This is a genomic window from Achromobacter sp. (genome assembly GCF_057314935.1).
On the sequence record NZ_DBHKZA010000047.1, the window covers coordinates 31,133 to 49,561 of the forward strand.

Consider the following 18,429-nt stretch of genomic DNA (forward strand, 5'->3'; position numbering starts at 1 on the left):
AGGACGTGCTGGGCGAAATCAACGACCTGGCCGTCGCCAAGGAATACTACGAGTCATGTACGGCCACGCACCCGCAAGCCTGGTTCGCGCTGGGCTGGATCAGCGCACGCCTGGACGAGCTGGCCGTCGAAGCGCAGAAAGCCTTCGATAACCTGGCGCGCAGCAAGCCGTTCTGGAAGTAAAACGCCGCATGTCGCGCCATGGCCCGGGTGGCCATGGCGGGCGCGCGCGTTTACCGCAACGGTAAGTCAATCGTTGAATACGTTTTCACTTCGACACGCATCTAGCACCGCGTTTCAAAAAAAGCGGCGCGCACAGCAACGGGTCAGCTGGCTGTCAAAAGAACGACATCCGACGCGCCAATACTGGATCGCTGTCGTCCGGCCAGCATGCGCCGGGCGCTCTCGTGGCCCGCAGCATCCGCCCGACATTCGTCCTGTGTGACGGCAACGGCCCCTGCGGGCCGTCAGCCCATCCACACCTGACCGAACCATGGAACCCACTTCCCACTTGCTCGCCCATGCAAGACGAGGCCTTGCGGCCTTTTGCGCTCTGTCGCTCGTGTTTTCGCTGTCCGCCTGCGGCGGCGACGACAACGACTCGGACGAACCGGCTCCTCCCCCGCCTACGACGCCCACCACGCCGCCCGCCGCGTGCGCGTCGCACTGCGCGCCATGAGCCCGCGCCCCTCCGACCTTCAACGACAGAGAAGCCAATGACGTTCGACGCCTCCAAGAGAAAGTTCTTCAAGACCACACTGGGAACCACGGCCGCCGTGAGCGCCTTGTCGATGTTCCCGCCCAGCATCCGCCGCGCCCTGGCCATTGAAGCCAGCAGCCCGACCGGCACCATCCAGGACGTCAAGCACGTCGTGATGCTGATGCTGGAAAACCGTTCCTTCGACGGCTACTTCGGCACCTTCCCTGGCGTGCGCGGCTTCGGCGACCGCTTCCCCATTCCGCTGGCCAACGGCAAGTCCGTGTTCCATCAGACGCGCAGCGACGGCACCGAAGAGCTGCCCTACCATCTGGACACGACGCTGGGCAACGCGCAGCGCGCCGGCAGCACGCCGCACTCGTGGCCCAATTGCCAGGCGGCCTGGGATCATGGCCGCATGAACAAGTGGCCCAGCGCCAAACAGCCGCTGTCGATGGGCTATTACGAAAACGCCGAAGTGCCGTTCCATCGCGCGCTGGCCGACGCCTTCACGCTGTGCGACCACTACCACTGTGCGATGCACGCGGGCACCATTCCGAACCGCCTGTTCTTCTGGACCGGCACCAACGGCCCGTCCGGCGACAACGTATCGGTGGTGATGAACGAAATGAACGATGGCGCCGACGTGGGCCCGTCGACCGAAGGCTGGACCTGGACCACCTACGCCGACCGTCTGCAAAAAGCCGGCGTCAGCTGGAAGGTCTACCAGAACATCCCGGACAACTTCGGCTGCAACGAGATGATGAGCTTCCGGCACTGGCGCGCCGAGATCGAAAAGATGCCGGCAGACCGGCAGGTGACGAACCAGGGCGGGCCTGCCTACAACCCCGCCATCGACGACCAGTACAGTCCGTTGGCCAAGGGCTTCGGCAACACCATGCCCGACGGCGGCTTCCTGCAGAGCCTGCGCGACGACGTCATGAACGGGACCCTGCCCGAAGTCTCCTGGATCATCCCGCCGGCCGCCTACAGCGAACACCCCGGCCCTTCCAGCCCCGCCAAAGGCGCGTGGTACATCCAGGCCGCGCTGGACGCGCTGACGCAATCGCCCGAGGTCTGGAGCAAGACCGTGTTCCTCGTCACCTACGACGAGAACGACGGCTTCTTCGACCACATGCCCACGCCGTCCGCGCCGTCGCGCAACGACGACGGCACCTTGGCGGGCAAGTCCACGCTGACGGACGCCGAGATGGCGTTCGAATACTTCACGTACCCGCCCGCCACGCCCAAGCAGCTGACCGCCGACGGCAAGCCGTTCGGTCCCGGCATGCGCGTGCCGATGTGGGTGATCTCGCCGTGGAGCCGTGGCGGCTGGGTCAATTCGCAGGTGTTCGACCACACCTCGGCGCTGCGCTTCCTGGAACAGCGCTTCGGCGTCGTCGAGCCCAATATCAGCGCGTTCCGCCGCGCCGTTTGCGGCGACCTCACCTCCACGCTGAATTTCGTGTCGCCCAACAGCGCGGCCCTGCCGACCTTGCCGGGCCGCACGACCAAAACGGACGCCGACGGGCTGACGACCTGGCAGGAAGCGCAGCCCGCCATCGCCGTCCCCACGCAACAGACGCTGGCCAAGCAGGCGCCCGGTACGCGCCCGTCGCGCGCCCTGCCCTACGAGCTGCACACGAGCGCCCGCGAAGAGGCGCGCGAAAACCGCGTGAGGCTGCTGTTCGCCAACGCCAGCAGCGGCCAGGCGGCCGCCGTCTTCCATGTGTACGACAAGCTGCACCTGGACCGCATTCCGCGTCGCTACGTGGTCGAGGCGGGCAAGTCGCTGGAAGACGCCTGGGACGTGTCCGGCGACAGCGGCAAGTACGACTTGTGGGTGCTGGGGCCGAACGGCTATCACCGCGCCTTCGCGGGCGACCTGATGCAGACGGGCGGCGTGCAGCCCGAGACCCAGGTGTGCTACGTGCCTTGCGACGACCCGCAGGTGCAGGTCAAGCTGCACAACAACGGCAGCCAGCCCTGCACGTTCACCGTGCGTGCGATGGCATACCGCAGCGACGGCCCCTGGACCGCCACCGTGCAAGCGGGCCAGACCGGCGAACTGAGCTGGCCGGTCGGCGACAGCGGCCAGTGGTATGACTTTGCGGTGGCCTGCGACGGCTACGGCGCCTTCCAGCGCCGCTTCGCCGGACGCATGGAAACAGGCAAAGACGGCGTCAGCGACCCGGCGATGGGCCAGGTGAACTGACGGTTCGTTCGCCGCCAATGGAAACGGGGCGGCGCTTGCGCGCCGCCCCGCTTCTGTTTCTTCTGCGGAAGGGTCAGTCCGCCAGCAAGGCCGCGGCGAACTCGTCCGCCACGAACGGCTGCAAGTCCTCCAGGCTTTCGCCCACGCCGATCCAGTAGACCGGAATCGGGCGCACGCCCTGGCTGCCCGCCGCGACCGCTGCCAAGGTGCCGCCCTTGGCGGTGCCGTCCAGCTTGGTCACGACCAGGCCCGTCAGCGTGATGGCCGCATCGAACGCGCGGATCTGCGCCAGCGCGTTCTGCCCGGTGTTGCCATCCACCACCAGCAGCACTTCATGCGGGGCGGTGGCGTCCGCCTTGCCGATGACGCGGCGGATCTTCTTCAATTCTTCCATCAGGTGCAGCTGCGTGGGCAAGCGGCCGGCGGTGTCCACCATGACCACGCCCATGCCGCGTGCGCGGCCCGCATTGACCGAGTCGAACGCCACGGCGGCGGGGTCGCCGCCATCCTGCGCAATGACGCTGACGTTGTTGCGGCTGCCCCATTCCACCAACTGTTCGCGCGCCGCGGCCCGGAACGTGTCGCCCGCGGCCAGCAGGACGCTGGCGCCCTGGCGTTGGAACGTGTGGGCGAGCTTGCCGATGGACGTCGTCTTGCCCGCGCCGTTCACGCCGGCGATCATCACCACCAGCGGCTTGGCGCGGGTCAGGTCAAACGCGCGCTCCAGCGGACGCAGGTGATCGGCCAGCAACTGGCGCAGCGCCGTCTTCACCTTGGCCGGGTCTTCGATGCGTTCCTTCTTGACGCGTGCACGCAGCGCGGTCAGCAGCTTCTCGGTGGCCTCCAGGCCGGCATCGGCCATAATGAGCGCCGATTCGAGTTCCTCGAACAGGTTTTCGTCGACCTTGACGCCGATGAAGATGCCGCCAATGCTCTGGCCGGTACGCGACAAACCCTGCTTCAGTCGCGACAGCCACGACGCCTTCTTGGGCGCCTCGGCGGCAACGGGTTCAGCGGCGGGAGCCAGGGCTGGCACAGGGGCCGGCGCCGGGGCGATTGCCGCGACAGGCGGGGCCTGAACCGGCGCAGGTATCGGTGCAGGTGCGGGAGCGGCGGCCGGAACCACGGCGACCGGCGGCGCGCTGACCGGCGCTTGGACAGGAGCCTGAACGGGCGCCTGGACCGGAGCTTGAACCGGAGCTTGAACCGGTGTTTGAACCGGCGTCTGGACCGGCGCCTCGACCCGCGCATACGGCGCTACAGTCGACGTAGGCGACGCGACCGTCGGCGCGGCAGGCGCGGGGGTCGGCTCGAAAGCAGGACGGGAAACCGGCGCAGGCGCCGGCGCAACGGCCTGGGGAGTCGGAGCAGGCGCGGCGGGCGGCGGCGGAATCACCGGCGCGGCAGCGGGCTGCGCAGGCGCCACGACGGCGTCTACGACCTCTGGCGGCGGCGCGGGCTGGGCCGGCGCGGCGGGCGGAGGGTTTTTTTTCTTGAAGAAGCGGCTAAACATGGGTAACAAGTATATTCGTATCGTCGGTGGCCAATACAGGCGCACCCCCATCGCCGTGCCCGACGTGGAGACGCTGCGCCCCACGCCCGACCGGGTGCGCGAGACGCTGTTCAACTGGCTGAATCACCTGTGGGCCGGCGAATTCGCCGACAAGCAGGTGCTGGATCTGTTCGCCGGCAGCGGCGCCCTGGGATTCGAGGCGGCCTCGCGCGGCGTGGCGCATGTGCAGATGGTCGAGCGGGACAAGACCGCGGCGTCCGCGCTGCGGACACTGCGCGACAAGCTCAAAGCCGACATGATACGCATCCACGTGGGCGATGCGATGCAGGTCGCCGAACGGATGGATGCGTCCCGATTTGACCTCATCCTGTTGGATCCCCCCTTCGGACAGGGCTGGCTGCCGCGCCTGTGGCCGATCCTGCCAGGCATTCTGGCCGAGCATGGGCTAGTCTATGTCGAGGCGGAAACCCCCATCGAAGCCCCCGAAGGATTCCAGATCTTGCGGCAGGACAAGGCAGGGGCGGTCCACTACCATCTGCTCGAATTTGCTGCATTGCGGAAATAGGTCAATAATCCGAGCTTCGGAGGATGGTGTACACCACTAATAACGGTACGGAGCTCGCATGATCATCGCTGTATATCCCGGCACTTTCGACCCGCTGACCCGGGGCCACGAAGACCTGGTCCGCCGCGCGGCCACGCTTTTCGACAAAGTCGTGGTGGGCATCGCCCTCAGCCGCAACAAGAAGCCTTTCTTCAGCATCGACGAACGCGTGGAGATCGCCCGTGAAGTCCTGGGCCATTACCCCAACGTCGAAGTGCAGAGCTTCGGCGGCCTGCTGAAGGATTTCGTCCGCGACCAAGGCGGGCGCGTCATCGTCCGCGGCCTGCGCGCCGTGTCCGACTTCGAATACGAATTCCAGATGGCCGGCATGAACCGCCATCTGCTGCCCGACGTGGAAACGCTGTTCATGACGCCGTCGGACCAATACCAGTTCATTTCGGGCACGATCGTGCGCGAGATCGCCCAACTGGGCGGCGACGTCAGCAAGTTCGTGTTCCCGTCCGTGGAACGCTGGTTGCAGGAAAAGGCCAAGGAACGCCGCGAACAGTCCTGGCCGGGCTGAACCGCCACGCCCCGCACCATCCCGGAAGGGCGCGAATTCGCGCCCTTCTTGCGCTTTGCCGCCCGGCAGTACAATGTGAGCCGCCCCCGGCTTTCCCCGCTGCCCCACCATGGCCCTCTTGATCACCGAAGAATGCATCAATTGCGACGTTTGCGAGCCCCAGTGCCCGAACGACGCGATTTCCATGGGCGAGGACTATTACGTCATCGATCCCGACAAGTGCACGGAGTGCGTCGGCCATCACGACGAACCCCAATGCAAGGTGGTGTGCCCGGTGGAGTGCATTGAACTGCACCCGCAATGGAACGAAGGCCAGGAACAGCTCATGGCCAAGTACCGCCGCCTGACCGGTGCCGCATGAGCGACACGACGCAGTCCGGCATCAACCTTCCCTCCCCGTCCCCCGCCCCCCATCACGCCCGCCGCGACATCTCCGCGTCCGCGGTCGCCGCCGGCCTGGTCGCCGTGCTGGTCAGCTTCGGCGGCACCGCCGTCCTGATGGTGCAAGCTGGCCATTCCGCCGGCCTGAGTTCGGCGCAGATCGGCTCCTGGATCGGCTCGCTGAGCCTGGCCTTCGGCTTCGGCGGCGCGTTCTACAGCCTGCGCACCGGCCTGCCCATCGTCATGGCCTGGTCCACGCCCGGCGCCGCGCTGCTCGTCACGGCGCTGGTCGGCGTCCCGTTCAATGAAGCGATCGGCGCCTATGTGCTGGCCGCCGGGCTGACCTTGATCTGCGGCCTGTTCGGCTGGATCGACCCCATCCTGCGCCGGATCCCGGGCGAGATCGCCGCCGCCATGCTGGCCGGCGTGCTGCTCAACTTCGGCATGGGCATCTTCAGCAACGTGGGCAAGCAGCCGGCGCTGGTGCTGGCGATGTGCGCCACCTACCTGGCCTGCCGGCGCTGGGCGCCGCGTTACGCGGTGCTGGTGGTGATGGTGGTCGCCATTGCGCTGGCGTTCGGGCTGGACCTGATCCGGCTGGACCTGCTGGACTGGCACCTGACGGAATTCGTCTGGACCACGCCCGCCTTCAGCGCACAAGCCGCGGTCAGCCTGGGCATCCCGCTGTTCGTCGTGGCCATGGCGTCGCAAAACCTGCCCGGCCTGGCGATCCTGCAAGCCGCCGGCTATCGTCCCCCAGCTTCCCGCATCGTGGCCGCCACGGGGCTGCTGGGCCTGCTGGCCGCCCCGTTCGGCGCGCACAGCGTGACCATGGGCGCCATCAGCGCCGCCATCTGCACCGGCCCCGAAGCCCACCCGGACCCCGCCAAGCGCTACATCGCCGCGGCCACCTACGGGCTGGGGTACGTCGGATTGAGCGTCGTGGCCGGCGCCGTGGCGGTCTTCTTCCAGGCCTTGCCCGCGGCGCTGCTGGCCGCGCTGGCCGGCCTGGCGCTGCTGGGCACGATCATGGGCGGCATGGCGGCGGCCATGGCCAATCCGCAACGGCGCGAAGCCGCGCTCATCACCTTGCTGGCGACGGCGTCGGGTTTCAGTTTCTGGGGAATCGGATCGGCCTTCTGGGGCCTGGCGGCAGGCCTGCTGGCCCATACCGCCTTCGAATACAAGCGCGCCAAGGCAGGCGCCTGAGCGCGCGCCGCCGGATCCCTCCGGCGGCTTTCCTGAACCGGTTCAGGCGGGCCAGGCGGCCACAGGCGTATCCGGGTGCACCTTCATGATGCGGCAAGGCACCTCCACGAAGTTCGAGATCCAGGCTGCGGCCAGTTCCCCTTCGTCGACCACATCGATGGTCTGTTCGCCCACCTTCATGCTGTAGCGCACGCTGTCGTCGTCTTCGATGACGTCCAGCGGAATGTCCATGCGCAGCATGCCCGGCGCCTTCAGCACCAGATAGCCCAGACGCAGCTCCACCGACACCTCGGCCAGCCGCGGGCACAGTTCGCGGTTCAGCCACTGGCCGGAATCATTGGCGACGAGCCATTGCCGGTGGTAGGCGGCCGCGGCGGGCTGCGGCGTCACGCCGCATTCCGCGATGGGCTGGAAGTCCTGAGTGCTCATTTGCCCAGCAATCCCTTCAAGGCCTTGTCCACGGCCGCGCCGTTCTTGCCCTTGCCCGTCACCGCTTCGCGCAGCTTGTTTTCCAGGCTGCGCTTGAGGATGCCGCCGATGGCGTCCTTCCACATCACCGTGTAGGACGGCTTGTCGAAAGGCCCCTTCACATGCACCGGGATCGTCACGTCCTTCAGGTCGATCAGTTCCTTGCCTTCGGGGTCGGCCGCCGGGTTGACGACACGCACGCGCGCCACCAGGTTCAGCTCGTCCTTCACGAAATCGATGGTGGCCGGATCGCCTTGCGTCACACGCAGCAACGTCGACACGACGTTCAGGCGCTTCACGGCAGCCACGCCCTTGGTGAAGGCCAGGTCGGCGTCCATCTCGGAGAATTCCGTCTGCTTGCTGGTGTCGGCGGGCACGGTTTCATCCTGCGATTCCGGCTTGAACGCCGCCTTCAGCTCGCGCAGCGTCTGCGTCAGATTGATCCCCTTGACCGCGCCGTCGCGCAAGCGCAGCTGCAAGGTGCCGCCCAGGCCGCTCTTCATGGCGTAGACATTGGCGCCAGCAGTCTTCAGGTCCAGCGCCAGGCTGCCGGTGCCGCTCAGCACGTTCTGCTTTGCCAGGTCCATCAACAGCGGTTCGATCGAAATGCCGGCCAGCGACATCTTGGTGGCCAGCTGGTTGCCCTGCGCGGCGTCAACCGACAGCGCGCCGGCCAGCTTGCCGCCGTACAGGCCGGCCGTCAGGCTGGAGATCTCGAGCTTGCCCTTGTCCAGCTTCACTGCGGCGGCCACGTCATCGGCCTTCAGGCCGCGCACGACCAGCTTGCCGACCTTCAGGGTGCCGTTGACGCTGGGGCCGATCAACGCGGACAGGTTGATCGAATCATCCGCCGGTGCAGCAGGCGCAGCCGGCTTGGACTCGTCCTTCTTGCCATCGGCAGGCGGCTTGGCCGGCGCTGCAGCAACAGGCGGCACCAGCTTGTCCAGATCCAGCGTATCCACCGCCAGCGCAAAATTCACCAGCGGCGCATCGGACAATTTGGTGATGTCGGCGCTGAGGTCGAACTTGCCGCCTTCCAGCACGGCGTTGATCTTGCTGGTGGCCTGGTCTTTCAGCAGGTCCACGTTCAAGCTGCCAATGACGGGAATCTGAAGATTGCCCTTGGGCAGGCCCGGGTCGGTGATGTTCACGTCGCCGCGCAGGCCGGACAGGCCGCCACTGCGCTGCAGCAGGTTCAAGGTCAGCGGCGAAGCGAAATTCAGCTTGACCACGCGCTCGCCATTCTTGGACGTGCTGTCCACCTTGGCTTCCTTGATGTCCAGCTCGGCGGCGTTGCCGCTGATGCCGTTCAGGCCGAAGCTGGCGTCCAGGCCGCTGATGCGCACGCGGCCGGTCAGCGCTTCGCCGGTGGCCGAGGCGGGCGAAATGTTCAGCGCGGGCGCGTCCACGGCCAATTCAAACGGACCGTCCGGGGAATTGCCCTTGGCGCGCACGGCCAGCTTTTCGATCTGCAGCTGGCTCTTGTGCGGATCGATCGCCAGCTTGGGCATGGCCACGCTGGCTTCCACATTGGTGGCGCGCGCGGCCGGGTCGGTGATGTCGCCCTGGAAAACCACTTCCAGGCCCGCCACGTCCAGCGCCGACTTCTGGCCGTTGAAGGCCAGGTTGCCGCGCATGGCCAGGCTCTTGGCTTCCGCGCCGGGCAGCTTGCCGTCCATGCGCAGATCCAGCTTCTGGGCCGCATAGCGCTTGGCCGAGGGGTCCAGCGTCAGCAGGGCCTGGCCGGTCAGGTTGGCGTCGACACGGGGGTTGCCGCCTTCGACGCGCGCCGTCAGGCGCACATCGAAAGGCTGGTTGAAGGTGACGCGGCCGGTGTTGGCGTTGATCTTCGTCACGGCCACGGCCATGCCCGAAATCGCGTCCTGCAACTGCACTTCGCCGTCCTTCAAGTCCAGGCCGGCGATGTCGATCTGCATGTTGTTGCGCGACGCCGGCAGCGTCCCGCTGGTGATGGCCTGCGCCGCGGTCTGGGCGGCGCCCACCAGCGCTTCAGCCGGATTGGCCGGCGAGGTGGTGATCGCGGGCGTGCCGCCCACGAGGTTGCTGAAGTTGAACTGACCGTCCTTGTCCCGCACCACGCGCGCCTTGAAGCCGCTGATGGCCACGTGGTCCACCACGAAGCTGTTGGACAGCAACGGCCACACCGCAACCGCCAGGCGGGTGCTTTCAATGGAGGCGAAGGTGTCCGGGCTATTGGGCTCGGACAGCGACACGCCCTGCACCGACAGGCCGATGCGCGGGAAGAGCGACAGCTCGATCTCGCCGTCGATCGTGAGGGTGCGGTGATAGCGTTCCTGCACAAGCTCTTCCAGCTTGTACTTGTACGCGTTGGGATCGAATGTCAGCAAGAAGATGGCCAGGCCGACGACGGCCACGACAACCAACACCACCAGGCCTATCAAAATGCGCTTGAACCACGTTTTCATTGCCGCCCCGTCGGTACCTCGACTGGAAATCCTTGAATGCCGCCCACCGCGCCCAAGCGCGGGGATGGTGCTGTAGCGGTGGAAAACCACGCGCCAATTGGAGCTTTATGCCTTTTAGGGCGAGTCCTCGCTCCTGCCGAAAGCCTGTGGCTGCGGCGCCAGGAAAGAGGGTCTACCAAGGAAGGCCTGCTGAAGACGCCGGCATGACCAGCGTGCAGATTCCGCTATCGTAACAAATCAGACCGGCTTCGCGATGCCCGATCAGGCTTCAATGCCAAAACCCGCGCCCTTCAGCCATGCTGCAAACCGTTGGCGGGGTCACGAAGCTGACGGTTTTCTGTCTGGCGGATTGTAGGACTAGAATGATTGATCTATCAATCATTGATGCATCCAACAATGCCCGCCCCCACCCCCAGCACCCCGCATTCGCCCGGACAGGTGCTTCCGTTCCGCCAAACCTTGATGGCCATGCTGGGCATGTGCTTCGTCATGATGATGGTCGCCATCGACCAGACTGTGGTGGGCACCGCCTTGCCGACCATTGTGGCCGAATTGAAGGGCTTCGAACTGTATGCATGGGTTGCGACGTCTTACCTGTTGACCTCGGTGATCACGGTGCCGATCTTCGGCCGGCTGGGCGACTACTACGGCCGCAAACCCTTCGTGGTGGCGGCCATCATCCTGTTCACACTGGCCTCGGTGCTGTGCGGCGCGGCCAACAGCATGTTCACGCTGGTGCTGGCGCGGGCCTTGCAGGGCATCGGCGGCGGCATGCTGGTAGGCACGGCCTTCGCCTCCATCCCCGACCTGTTTCCGGACCCCCACGTGCGCCTGCGCTGGCAGGTCATGCTCAGTTCCGCCTTCGGCATCGCCAACGCGGTGGGCCCGACGCTGGGCGGCGCGCTGACCGAGCACTACGGCTGGCGTTCGGTGTTCTACGTGAACCTGCCGATCGGCATCCTGGGCCTGTGGTTCGTGGCGCGCTACCTGCCGCATCTGCGCAATCACACGTCCGGCAAGGTGCGGCTGGACTGGCAGGGCGCGGTGCTGATCGCGCTGGCGCTGGGCAGCCTGCAATTGCTGGTCGAGCTGCTGCCCAAGGAAGGCATCAGCACGGCGATCGTGCTGCTGGGCGTGGGCAGCGTCGCCGCCTTCGCGCTGCTGTACTGGTGGGAAAAGCGCTGCCCGCACCCGCTCTTGCCGCTGGACATGTTCCGTAACCGCGGCCTGGCCACGCTCTTCACGCTGGCGCTGCTGGTGGGCGTGACGATGTATTCGCTGCTGTTCTACGCGCCCCTGCTGCTGCAAGGCGGCTTTGGCCTGTCGCCCCAGGACGCCGGCCTGCTGATCACCCCCATGGTCGTCTTCATCACGGTGGGCAGCATCATCAACGGCCGCGTCATCACGCGCATCCGCAATCCGAATCGGATGCTCTACGCCGGTTTCCTGCTGATGGCCTTGTCCTGTTTGGGCATTGTCACCACCCACAGCTATACCTCACATGGGCTGATCGCCGCCTACATGCTGATGGCCGGTCTGGGCATGGGCTTCATCATGCCCAACCTGACCGTCTTCGCGCAGCAGACCGCCGGGCGCACGCACTTGGGCATCGCGACGGCGCTGCTGCAGTCCCTGCGCATGATCGGCGGCATGCTGGGCACCGCCGTCGTCGGCACGATGGTGAGCCACAGCTATTTCAGCGGCGTCGAATCCACCTTGCGCGGCGCGTCGGCGCAATGGCTGCCTGAGCTGAACGACCCGCAGATGCTCGTCAACCCGGCGGCGCAAACGCAGTTCCTGGCACAATTGGCGCATCAAGGCCAGGACGGGACGTCGTTGATCGAGATCGCGCGGGTCGCGCTGGTAGGCGCCATCCATGAGGGGCAGCTCATCGCCCTGGCCGTCGCCATCTTCGCGCTGTGGTGTGTGCGGCGCGTGCCCCTGGTGCAATTGGCCCGGCCTCCGAAAGCGGAGCCCGCAAGCGTCGGAGAGTAGCTTTTGCCCAAACAACAACAAGGCCTGCAAGTCATCCAGCACATGGGGCAGACGTACCGTGTGATGCAAAGCGCGTTCAGCAGCAAGGTGGGCCACGCCCTGCCCCGCTGGCGCATCCTGCTGGCGCTGCATGAATGCGGGCAATGCTCGCAGAAGCACCTGGCCGAACGCTGCCGCCTGGACCCCGCCTCATTGACGCGCCAACTGCAGGCCATGCAGAAGCTGGGATGGATCTCGCGCGCCGTCGATGCGCAAGACAACCGGCTGACCAACGCCACGCTGACCGCGGCCGGCCAGGCCGTGGTAAACGAAGCCCTGCCCAAGCGCGCGGCCTTCTTCGATGAATCGCTCAAGGGGTTGTCGGCCGCCGATGTCGAGACATTGAACCGGGTGTTGAGCGTGCTGGAAGAGAACTTCGTGCGTGCGGCGGGCGGCAAGCCCGCTTCCGCGCCATAGCGGCCGGCGCCTGGCTAGTCCTGCGGAATCCTGCGTTGGCCAATTTCGAGTACGCCAGCTACGCCTTGATCCGCGTGACGGGGCATGTGCAAGGGGGGGGGGCGATCTCTTTTCGACGCCCCACTCATGCGACGCCCTACTCGGACTGCAACGCTCGTGTACGGTATAGCATATACAGCGCCACCGGAGCGCCGACCAGGCCGATGACGGCGTTCAGATGCAGTACGTGCCGGCTCCACGGCAGATGCACGACCAGATCGGCGGCCAAGCCCAGCGCCGCTCCGGTCAGGCCCGCCGCAGGAAGCAAAACGCGATGGTCCGCCGTACGGGTGAGCGCGCGAGCAACCTGGGCAGCGACCAAGCCGAGAAACGCCACGGGCCCGCAGAATGCCGACACCAGGCCGCAGAGCCACGCGGCGCCCAGAAGCGCGCTGCGCTTTACCGCCGCAACCCGAACGCCCATGGATTGCGCGTACCGTTCCCCAAGCAGCAGGCCATTCATTGGTTTTATCAGCAAAGCACAGCCCGCCATGCCCGCCAACAGTCCAGGAATCAGAATGCCCAACTGCTGACGCGTCGCCCCGGCGAAGCTGGCGTCATCCCACACCTTGAAAGCGCGGGCCTGGGTTTCGTCGATGAAGTGCATCAATACACTGATCAATCCAACCGCAAGATAACCCAGCATCAGGCCCACAATCAGCAACGTCACAAGCCCGATATGCCGAGACAGCTTGGCCAGCAACATCAGGACAAGCGTCGAGCCCGCGATGGACGCTGCCGCCATGCCGACATCTCCGACAAGGCCGAATTTCAACAAGAGAGCATTACCGGCCACACCAGCGATCGTCACCAGGACGGCGCTCCCCAATCTGGCGCCATGCACAATGCCCAGGACAAACGGATCCGCCAACGGGTTGCGGAACAACGTCTGCAGCATGAGGCCCGCGACACCCAGCGCGGCACCGGACACAAGCGCGTTCAGGGCGCGCGGCATTCGAAACCCGAGCACGATGTCGCGCCAAGCCGGGTTCTCAAGCGTCGCACCCGAAAACAACGATTGCAACACTGCCTTAAGCGGAATCGCCACGCTTCCCAGCGCCAGCTCCGCGATGAACAGAAGCACAATTGCGGCGGCAAGCGCCAGGAACACTGGCCACGAGCAAGCGCGCAACCCCGGGCCGGATCGGGGCGTCGCGTGCAGGGTGCGGACAGTTACGGTCATGGAAGCCTCCGCAAGAATTCATACTGGCTGTCGGCCATACCCAGCCTTTCGGGATGCAGGACACTGATGGCTTCGGCGAGCTGCACATGCGGCTTGGTCATGCTCTGATCCTGATAAGGGTTGGCCCATGCGCCGACATAGCCGCGATCCCACGCGTAGACCTCACGCGTGGCGGCGGGTCGAAACCGGCCATGCAACGGGTTGGCGCGGATCCAGGTACTGATCTGAGGCTGACCGCCCAGCGTGCCGAGCCAGACATCGGCACGGGCGCCCTCCGCGTAGATTTTTTCAAAGGGCACATAGATCAGGCTGCTTGGCCGGGAGTCATCCAGCACATACTCGCCGCCCGCATCACGGATCAGTTGTGCACGCTGATTGGCCGAACCGAACGTCTCGAACATGTCGCGGCCCGCGCCAAAGCCGGACATGACTGCCGGGCGCGTGGACACGCCAGCTACCAAGTGGGCTAATCGCTCGTACTCCGCTTCGATGCGCTTATGATGCGCATCCGCGCGCGCTTCGCGATTGCCGAGCATTGCCAGCAACTTCATCCATTCTGCGCGGCCCAGCGGATGCGTCTCGTGGTGATCGGCTTGAGCAATGGCCCGTACGCCCAGTTCCCATAGGCGCGGGTGCATGTTGCTTGCAGGGTACGCAGAGTAGAAACTCAGGTAGACGTCGGGCTTGACCGCCATGACCTGCTCGATACTGCCGTGGCCGTAGCCCCACATGTCGTGCACCAGCCCGGCTTGAATACGCTGGCGAACGGCCGGCACCGTAGCGTTGCGAGTATTTTCCGCCCCGACCAGGACATCCACCATGCCCAGTTCATCAAGGGCGCCCAGGACGGCGGCGGTTCCGGTCACGAGTCGTTGTATGGGGACCTGGATGACGGGCACATGCGGGTCGTGCGCAGGCGTCGGCGTTCCGCATTGGACCAACAGGTATTCAAGCACCTCTCCCGTAGCGACGCTTGGCGTGAAGCGCACGCGCTTGTAGTGAAGACCGTATTGGACCTGCAGTTGCGTCGAATGGTGGAACGCGGTCTTATCGGGAAAATAGTCAACGCCGGGCCGGTAATCGGCAACGCAGGCAGCCTGCAGGTTCTGTGCAGGGCCAGCCGGGCCCACGACCCGAGCGGGCAGCGCGCTTCGTGGCGGCGCGGACACCTGCATGCAAGCTGAAAGCGATACGACGAGGAAAGCGCCCAGGAGTCGGGTTTTCATGGCGGCGGACTGGCCGGAGACCGCTCATCGCCGGCCGTACGTATCGCTACCGCCAGCTCCGCCAGCGTGTCGTAACGAGTAGTGCCGTCTTGCGGAGACGACAGCGCGTAGCCGTCTGGCAGCACACTCAATGTTTGCCTGGCGTCTTCACCGATGTAGTAGCCCAGACGTTGTAAGGCCCGTTCCGCCCATACTCGCCGCGAGCCGCTGCCAACAACGCGAATCGGGACGGCGCCGCCGCGGCCCACGCGCAGTTCCCCGCGCTCCAGATCGAATGCCAAGCCGTCGCCCGTAAAGGCAGCCGATAGCGCACCATTCAAAGCCAGGTCTTCCGGGGCGCCGGCGTGCAGTTGCCGTTGGGGGTCGATCAACCAGAGCGCGTCGGCGTAACGCAGCGCCAGCTCCAGATCGTGGGTAGAGAGAACGATCGTCAAGCGCTGTTGGCGGGCCAGGTCTTGCAGCAACTGCATGAGTTCAATGCGTCGCGGAAGATCCAGAAAAGCCGTGGCTTCGTCCAAGACCAGCAGGCTGGGCTGCTGCGCCAACGCGCGCGCGATCATGACCCTTTGCCGTTCGCCGTCAGACATGCGCGATACCAGCTTGCCCGACAGGGACGCGGCGCCAGCCTGGTGCAGAGCAGCTTGCACAATCTCGTGGTCGGCGTCGCGCAGCCGGCCGTCCCAGCCGATGTGGGGATACCGTCCCAGACATGCCAATTCGAAGCCCGTCATCAGCATCGTATCCACTCGGTCGGTGAGCACGACCGCCAGCCTACGCGCACGTTCAAGACTGGATAGCCCTGCCAACGACTGGCCGTCCAGCAGGATATCGCCTGCCAGCGTGGGCTGCATGCCGCACAGTGTGCGGATCAGCGTGGACTTGCCGGCGCCGTTAGCGCCGATCAGGCACAAGAAATATCCCGACGGCAGGTGGAGCTGGTAAGGCCCCAGCAACGGCCGCCCTCCGTAGCCGGCCACCAAGTTCCTGGCAACCAAGCTCATCAGATCCGGATCCCCAACGAAACCATGACCGTGCGTGGCGCACCGGCAAAGGTCGGGACGTAAGCCCCCCCGGATTCGTAATAGCGTTTGTTTGTCAGGTTCTGCAGGGTCAGTTGGACTTTGTAGCGCTCGGCCGGCCCAAAACGATAGATCGCGTTGGCGTCCCATCGGGTGTAGGCCGGCAAGTCGAATGTATTCGCCGTGTTTGCCTGCCGCGCACCGACGTAGGTGGCGCCCAGGCCGACGCGCAGCCCCCGAGCCCAGCCGGTAAGATCGTAGGTGGTCCACAGACTCGCCGAGCGCCGCGGTGCGTTGGCGACCCGGTTTCCCACCAGGGTGGCGTCGCTGTCTTCGGTGACTTCAGCGGTCAGATGGGTGTAGGAGGCAAGCAGGCGCCACTGGGGCGTGATCGTGTACGGGATGTCGAGCTCCCAGCCGCGGCTACGTTGTTCGCCGACCTGAATCACGTAATTGAAATCATCCGGGTCGCTCACCACCCCATTGGTACGGCGGATGTCGAATAGCGCGATCGTGGGTTCCAGGCGTCCCTCCAATAGGTTGAACTTGGCGCCCACCTCGAATTGTTCGCCGCGCGAAGGCTCGGGCAGACCTCCGCTTCGCAGCATGCCGCCGCCCGGCTCTGTCAGGAAGGATTTTGACCAGCTGCCATAGACGGACACTTGCTCGGCGGGCGTCCACGTCAATCCGATGCGTGGAGAATAAGCGTCATCCGTGCGCGTCAAAGGACCGTCCGCCACGAGATACTCCGCGCGGCCCTTGGTGCGCGCGCGGTCATAGCGCAGCCCCATCAGGAGGCGCCACTGCGTGCCCAACTCCAATTCATCCTGAGCGTAAATGCCGAAGTTGTGGCTCGTGTAGCGCGAAGAGTCGTAATGCCGCATAGCGCCGGTTTGGACGCCGTGCACCGGATTACGCAAACTGATGGGAAGGTTGACGGGAAACCCGAAGTCGTTCAGGTAGGCGTCCGCCGTAAAGTCCCAGTCTTCGTAGTTGTAGTCCGTACCCACCAAGACTCGGTGCCCGATGCCTCCCGTGGTGAAGCGTCGCGACGCTTCCGCCAATGCGGACATGTCTTTCTGTTCGTCGATGCTGCGCTGTTTACGCCGATTGACGATCGGATCCGCAGAATCCCCGCCGCTCACCGGCGGAAAGCCATAGGCATACCAAAGCGCATCGGACCGTGCCCGCGAACCCTGCAGGCCGGCGCGCATGTCCCAACCGTTCTCCAGCTTATGGTCCAGCACCAAGCTGGCCAGCGCACTGTCGTTCTCTAAACTGGCGTCCCGTTCGCCGTAGTTGTAGTGGATAGGCACTTGCAGGAACAGCGGGCTATTGCCGAAGCCGCGGTCGAAAGCCGCTTTCTTCTTTCCGAATTCGAATTCAGCGGTGACGCTGGTACGGCTAGAGGGCGTCCACTGAAACACGGGCGAAATGAACTGCGTGTCGTTGTCGGCGAAATCGCGGAAGCCATGGTTGCTCTGCACCGAGCCCGTCAGGCGATAACCGAGCTGGTCGCCCAGCGGCCCCGTGCTGTCGGCCGTGATGCGATAGAAGTCATAGCGGCCCGCGGTCACCTCGATATCGGTCTGGGCTTTGTCCAGCGGCTTCTTGGTGACAATATTCACCACGCCGCCAGGTTCGAAACGGCCGTAGAGCGCCGACGCGGGCCCCTTCAATACCTCGATCTGCTGAATATTCACCAATTCGTCGACCGGTGCGAAAACACTGCGGCGAAAGCCATTCTTCAGGTTGCTTGTTGTGGCGAAGCCGCGCAGGCGAAAGCGATCGTTGCTGCCGCCCCAGCCGACTTGGCTCGTCACCCCCGGCACGGTACTGATCGCGCCGCCCAGCGTGGTGACGCCGCGGTCTTCGATCAACTCGCTCGTGACCGTCTGGATGGAGAAAGGCGTCTCCTTCACCAGCGTGTCACTCTTGTTGGCGGTAGGTGCGACAAACGCACGGTACGGGCGCTCACGCGTACCGATCACCGTGATTGTTCCAAGGTTCTGAGCCGCTTCTTCCGTTGCTTCGGCCGCGAAACCGGGAACGGGCGCAAAGATCAGTGGCAGGACGGCAAGGCAGGACAGCGGCCGGCGTTCGCTCGCAGCCGCCAAGCCAGGTAGATAGGGGCGCATGAACCTCTCCAAGGGATGCACCGGTTTACGCGGCAATCCCCCTGGATCCCTACCCCGGCACATCGAGCGGCCGATTCGCTCCCCCACAGGAGGCCGGCCGCTCTATTATTAGTTGAATGTTATAACATACTAATAGTGCGAGATTTGCAGCCCAAAAAAATGAGGCCACCCATGGGCGGCCTCTTTGCGACAATATCAGCGCTAACGAACCTAGCCGCTCAACGGCTTTTGTTCACATCCCTGACGCCGACGTGTCGTGTGGTCATCGATCAGACGTTGAACAGGAAGTTCATCACATCGCCGTCCTGCACGATGTA

At 65.1% G+C, this 18,429-nt stretch carries 14 protein-coding genes and 1 pseudogene; 8 read left to right on the forward strand and 7 right to left on the reverse strand.

The features are described from left to right. Both ACO6D5_RS18080 and ACO6D5_RS18085 read left to right on the forward strand, forming a co-directional pair. A pseudogene (locus ACO6D5_RS18080) lies at positions 1 to 182 on the forward strand (CYTH and CHAD domain-containing protein); the annotation flags it as partial. Positions 183 to 715: 533 nt separating this feature from the next. After that, the gene (locus ACO6D5_RS18085) at positions 716 to 2,911 is read left to right on the forward strand and encodes a phosphocholine-specific phospholipase C (RefSeq protein ID WP_485826114.1); all 2,196 of its coding nucleotides are present in this window, start codon (positions 716 to 718) and stop codon (positions 2,909 to 2,911) included. A 73-nt stretch (positions 2,912 to 2,984) separates the two neighbouring features. On the opposite strand, the gene ftsY is transcribed toward ACO6D5_RS18085, so the two are convergent. Continuing rightward, a complete protein-coding gene (gene ftsY / locus ACO6D5_RS18090) occupies positions 2,985 to 4,037 on the reverse strand; it encodes a signal recognition particle-docking protein FtsY (protein ID WP_485826115.1) in 1,053 nt (350 codons plus the stop codon). A gap of 385 nt (positions 4,038 to 4,422) precedes the next feature. Here ftsY and rsmD point away from each other — a divergent pair, with 385 nt between their 5' ends. The 4 genes from rsmD (at position 4,423) to ACO6D5_RS18110 (ending at position 7,141) form a co-directional block, all read left to right on the forward strand. Further along, positions 4,423 to 4,989: a 16S rRNA (guanine(966)-N(2))-methyltransferase RsmD gene (rsmD, locus tag ACO6D5_RS18095; protein WP_006227602.1), complete on the forward strand. Its 567-nt coding sequence runs from the start codon at positions 4,423 to 4,425 to the stop codon at positions 4,987 to 4,989. 58 nt (positions 4,990 to 5,047) lie between these two features. Next, on the forward strand, positions 5,048 to 5,551 hold the full coding sequence (coaD, locus tag ACO6D5_RS18100) for a pantetheine-phosphate adenylyltransferase (protein ID WP_006227601.1): 504 nt from the start codon (positions 5,048 to 5,050) through the stop codon (positions 5,549 to 5,551). 109 nt (positions 5,552 to 5,660) lie between these two features. Continuing rightward, a complete protein-coding gene (locus ACO6D5_RS18105; RefSeq protein WP_006227600.1) occupies positions 5,661 to 5,912 on the forward strand; it encodes a YfhL family 4Fe-4S dicluster ferredoxin in 252 nt (83 codons plus the stop codon). Then, complete coding sequence (locus tag ACO6D5_RS18110; RefSeq protein ID WP_315845526.1) at positions 5,909 to 7,141, forward strand: benzoate/H(+) symporter BenE family transporter; 1,233 nt, start codon at positions 5,909 to 5,911, stop codon at positions 7,139 to 7,141. Before ACO6D5_RS18105 ends, ACO6D5_RS18110 begins: the two co-directional genes overlap by 4 nt. Positions 7,142 to 7,183: 42 nt before the next feature. Here ACO6D5_RS18110 and ACO6D5_RS18115 read toward each other — a convergent pair whose 3' ends face one another. Further along, positions 7,184 to 7,570 carry an MOSC N-terminal beta barrel domain-containing protein gene (locus ACO6D5_RS18115; RefSeq protein ID WP_485826116.1) on the reverse strand — a complete coding sequence of 129 codons (387 nt, stop codon included), beginning with the start codon at positions 7,568 to 7,570 and terminating at the stop codon, positions 7,184 to 7,186. Further along, positions 7,567 to 10,056 (reverse strand): AsmA family protein, encoded by a 2,490-nt coding sequence (locus ACO6D5_RS18120; protein ID WP_485826117.1) that lies wholly within the window; start codon positions 10,054 to 10,056, stop codon positions 7,567 to 7,569. The genes ACO6D5_RS18115 and ACO6D5_RS18120 overlap by 4 nt, the downstream gene beginning before the upstream one ends. 396 nt (positions 10,057 to 10,452) lie before the next feature. Between ACO6D5_RS18120 and ACO6D5_RS18125 the strand changes: the two genes are divergently transcribed. Together ACO6D5_RS18125 and ACO6D5_RS18130 are read left to right on the forward strand one after the other, a co-directional pair. Next, entirely contained in the window at positions 10,453 to 12,051 is a 1,599-nt protein-coding gene (locus ACO6D5_RS18125; protein WP_315845529.1) for an MDR family MFS transporter, read from the forward strand. A 3-nt stretch (positions 12,052 to 12,054) separates the two neighbouring features. Next, positions 12,055 to 12,507: a MarR family winged helix-turn-helix transcriptional regulator gene (locus tag ACO6D5_RS18130; protein ID WP_485826118.1), complete on the forward strand. Its 453-nt coding sequence runs from the start codon at positions 12,055 to 12,057 to the stop codon at positions 12,505 to 12,507. Between the two features lie 136 nt (positions 12,508 to 12,643). On the opposite strand, the gene ACO6D5_RS18135 is transcribed toward ACO6D5_RS18130, so the two are convergent. The 4 genes from ACO6D5_RS18135 to ACO6D5_RS18150 are packed head-to-tail and all read right to left on the reverse strand — an operon-like array spanning position 12,644 to position 18,112. Then, positions 12,644 to 13,729, reverse strand: coding sequence for a FecCD family ABC transporter permease (locus ACO6D5_RS18135; RefSeq protein ID WP_485826119.1), 1,086 nt, complete (start codon positions 13,727 to 13,729; stop codon positions 12,644 to 12,646). Then, positions 13,726 to 14,955 carry an ABC transporter substrate-binding protein gene (locus ACO6D5_RS18140; RefSeq protein ID WP_485826120.1) on the reverse strand — a complete coding sequence of 410 codons (1,230 nt, stop codon included), beginning with the start codon at positions 14,953 to 14,955 and terminating at the stop codon, positions 13,726 to 13,728. The genes ACO6D5_RS18135 and ACO6D5_RS18140 overlap by 4 nt, the downstream gene beginning before the upstream one ends. Beyond that, entirely contained in the window at positions 14,952 to 15,956 is a 1,005-nt protein-coding gene (locus ACO6D5_RS18145) for an ABC transporter ATP-binding protein (protein ID WP_485826121.1), read from the reverse strand. Before ACO6D5_RS18145 ends, ACO6D5_RS18140 begins: the two co-directional genes overlap by 4 nt. Next, positions 15,956 to 18,112 (reverse strand): TonB-dependent siderophore receptor, encoded by a 2,157-nt coding sequence (locus ACO6D5_RS18150; protein ID WP_485826122.1) that lies wholly within the window; start codon positions 18,110 to 18,112, stop codon positions 15,956 to 15,958. The genes ACO6D5_RS18145 and ACO6D5_RS18150 overlap by 1 nt, the downstream gene beginning before the upstream one ends. Between the last annotated feature and the right edge of the window lie 317 nt (positions 18,113 to 18,429).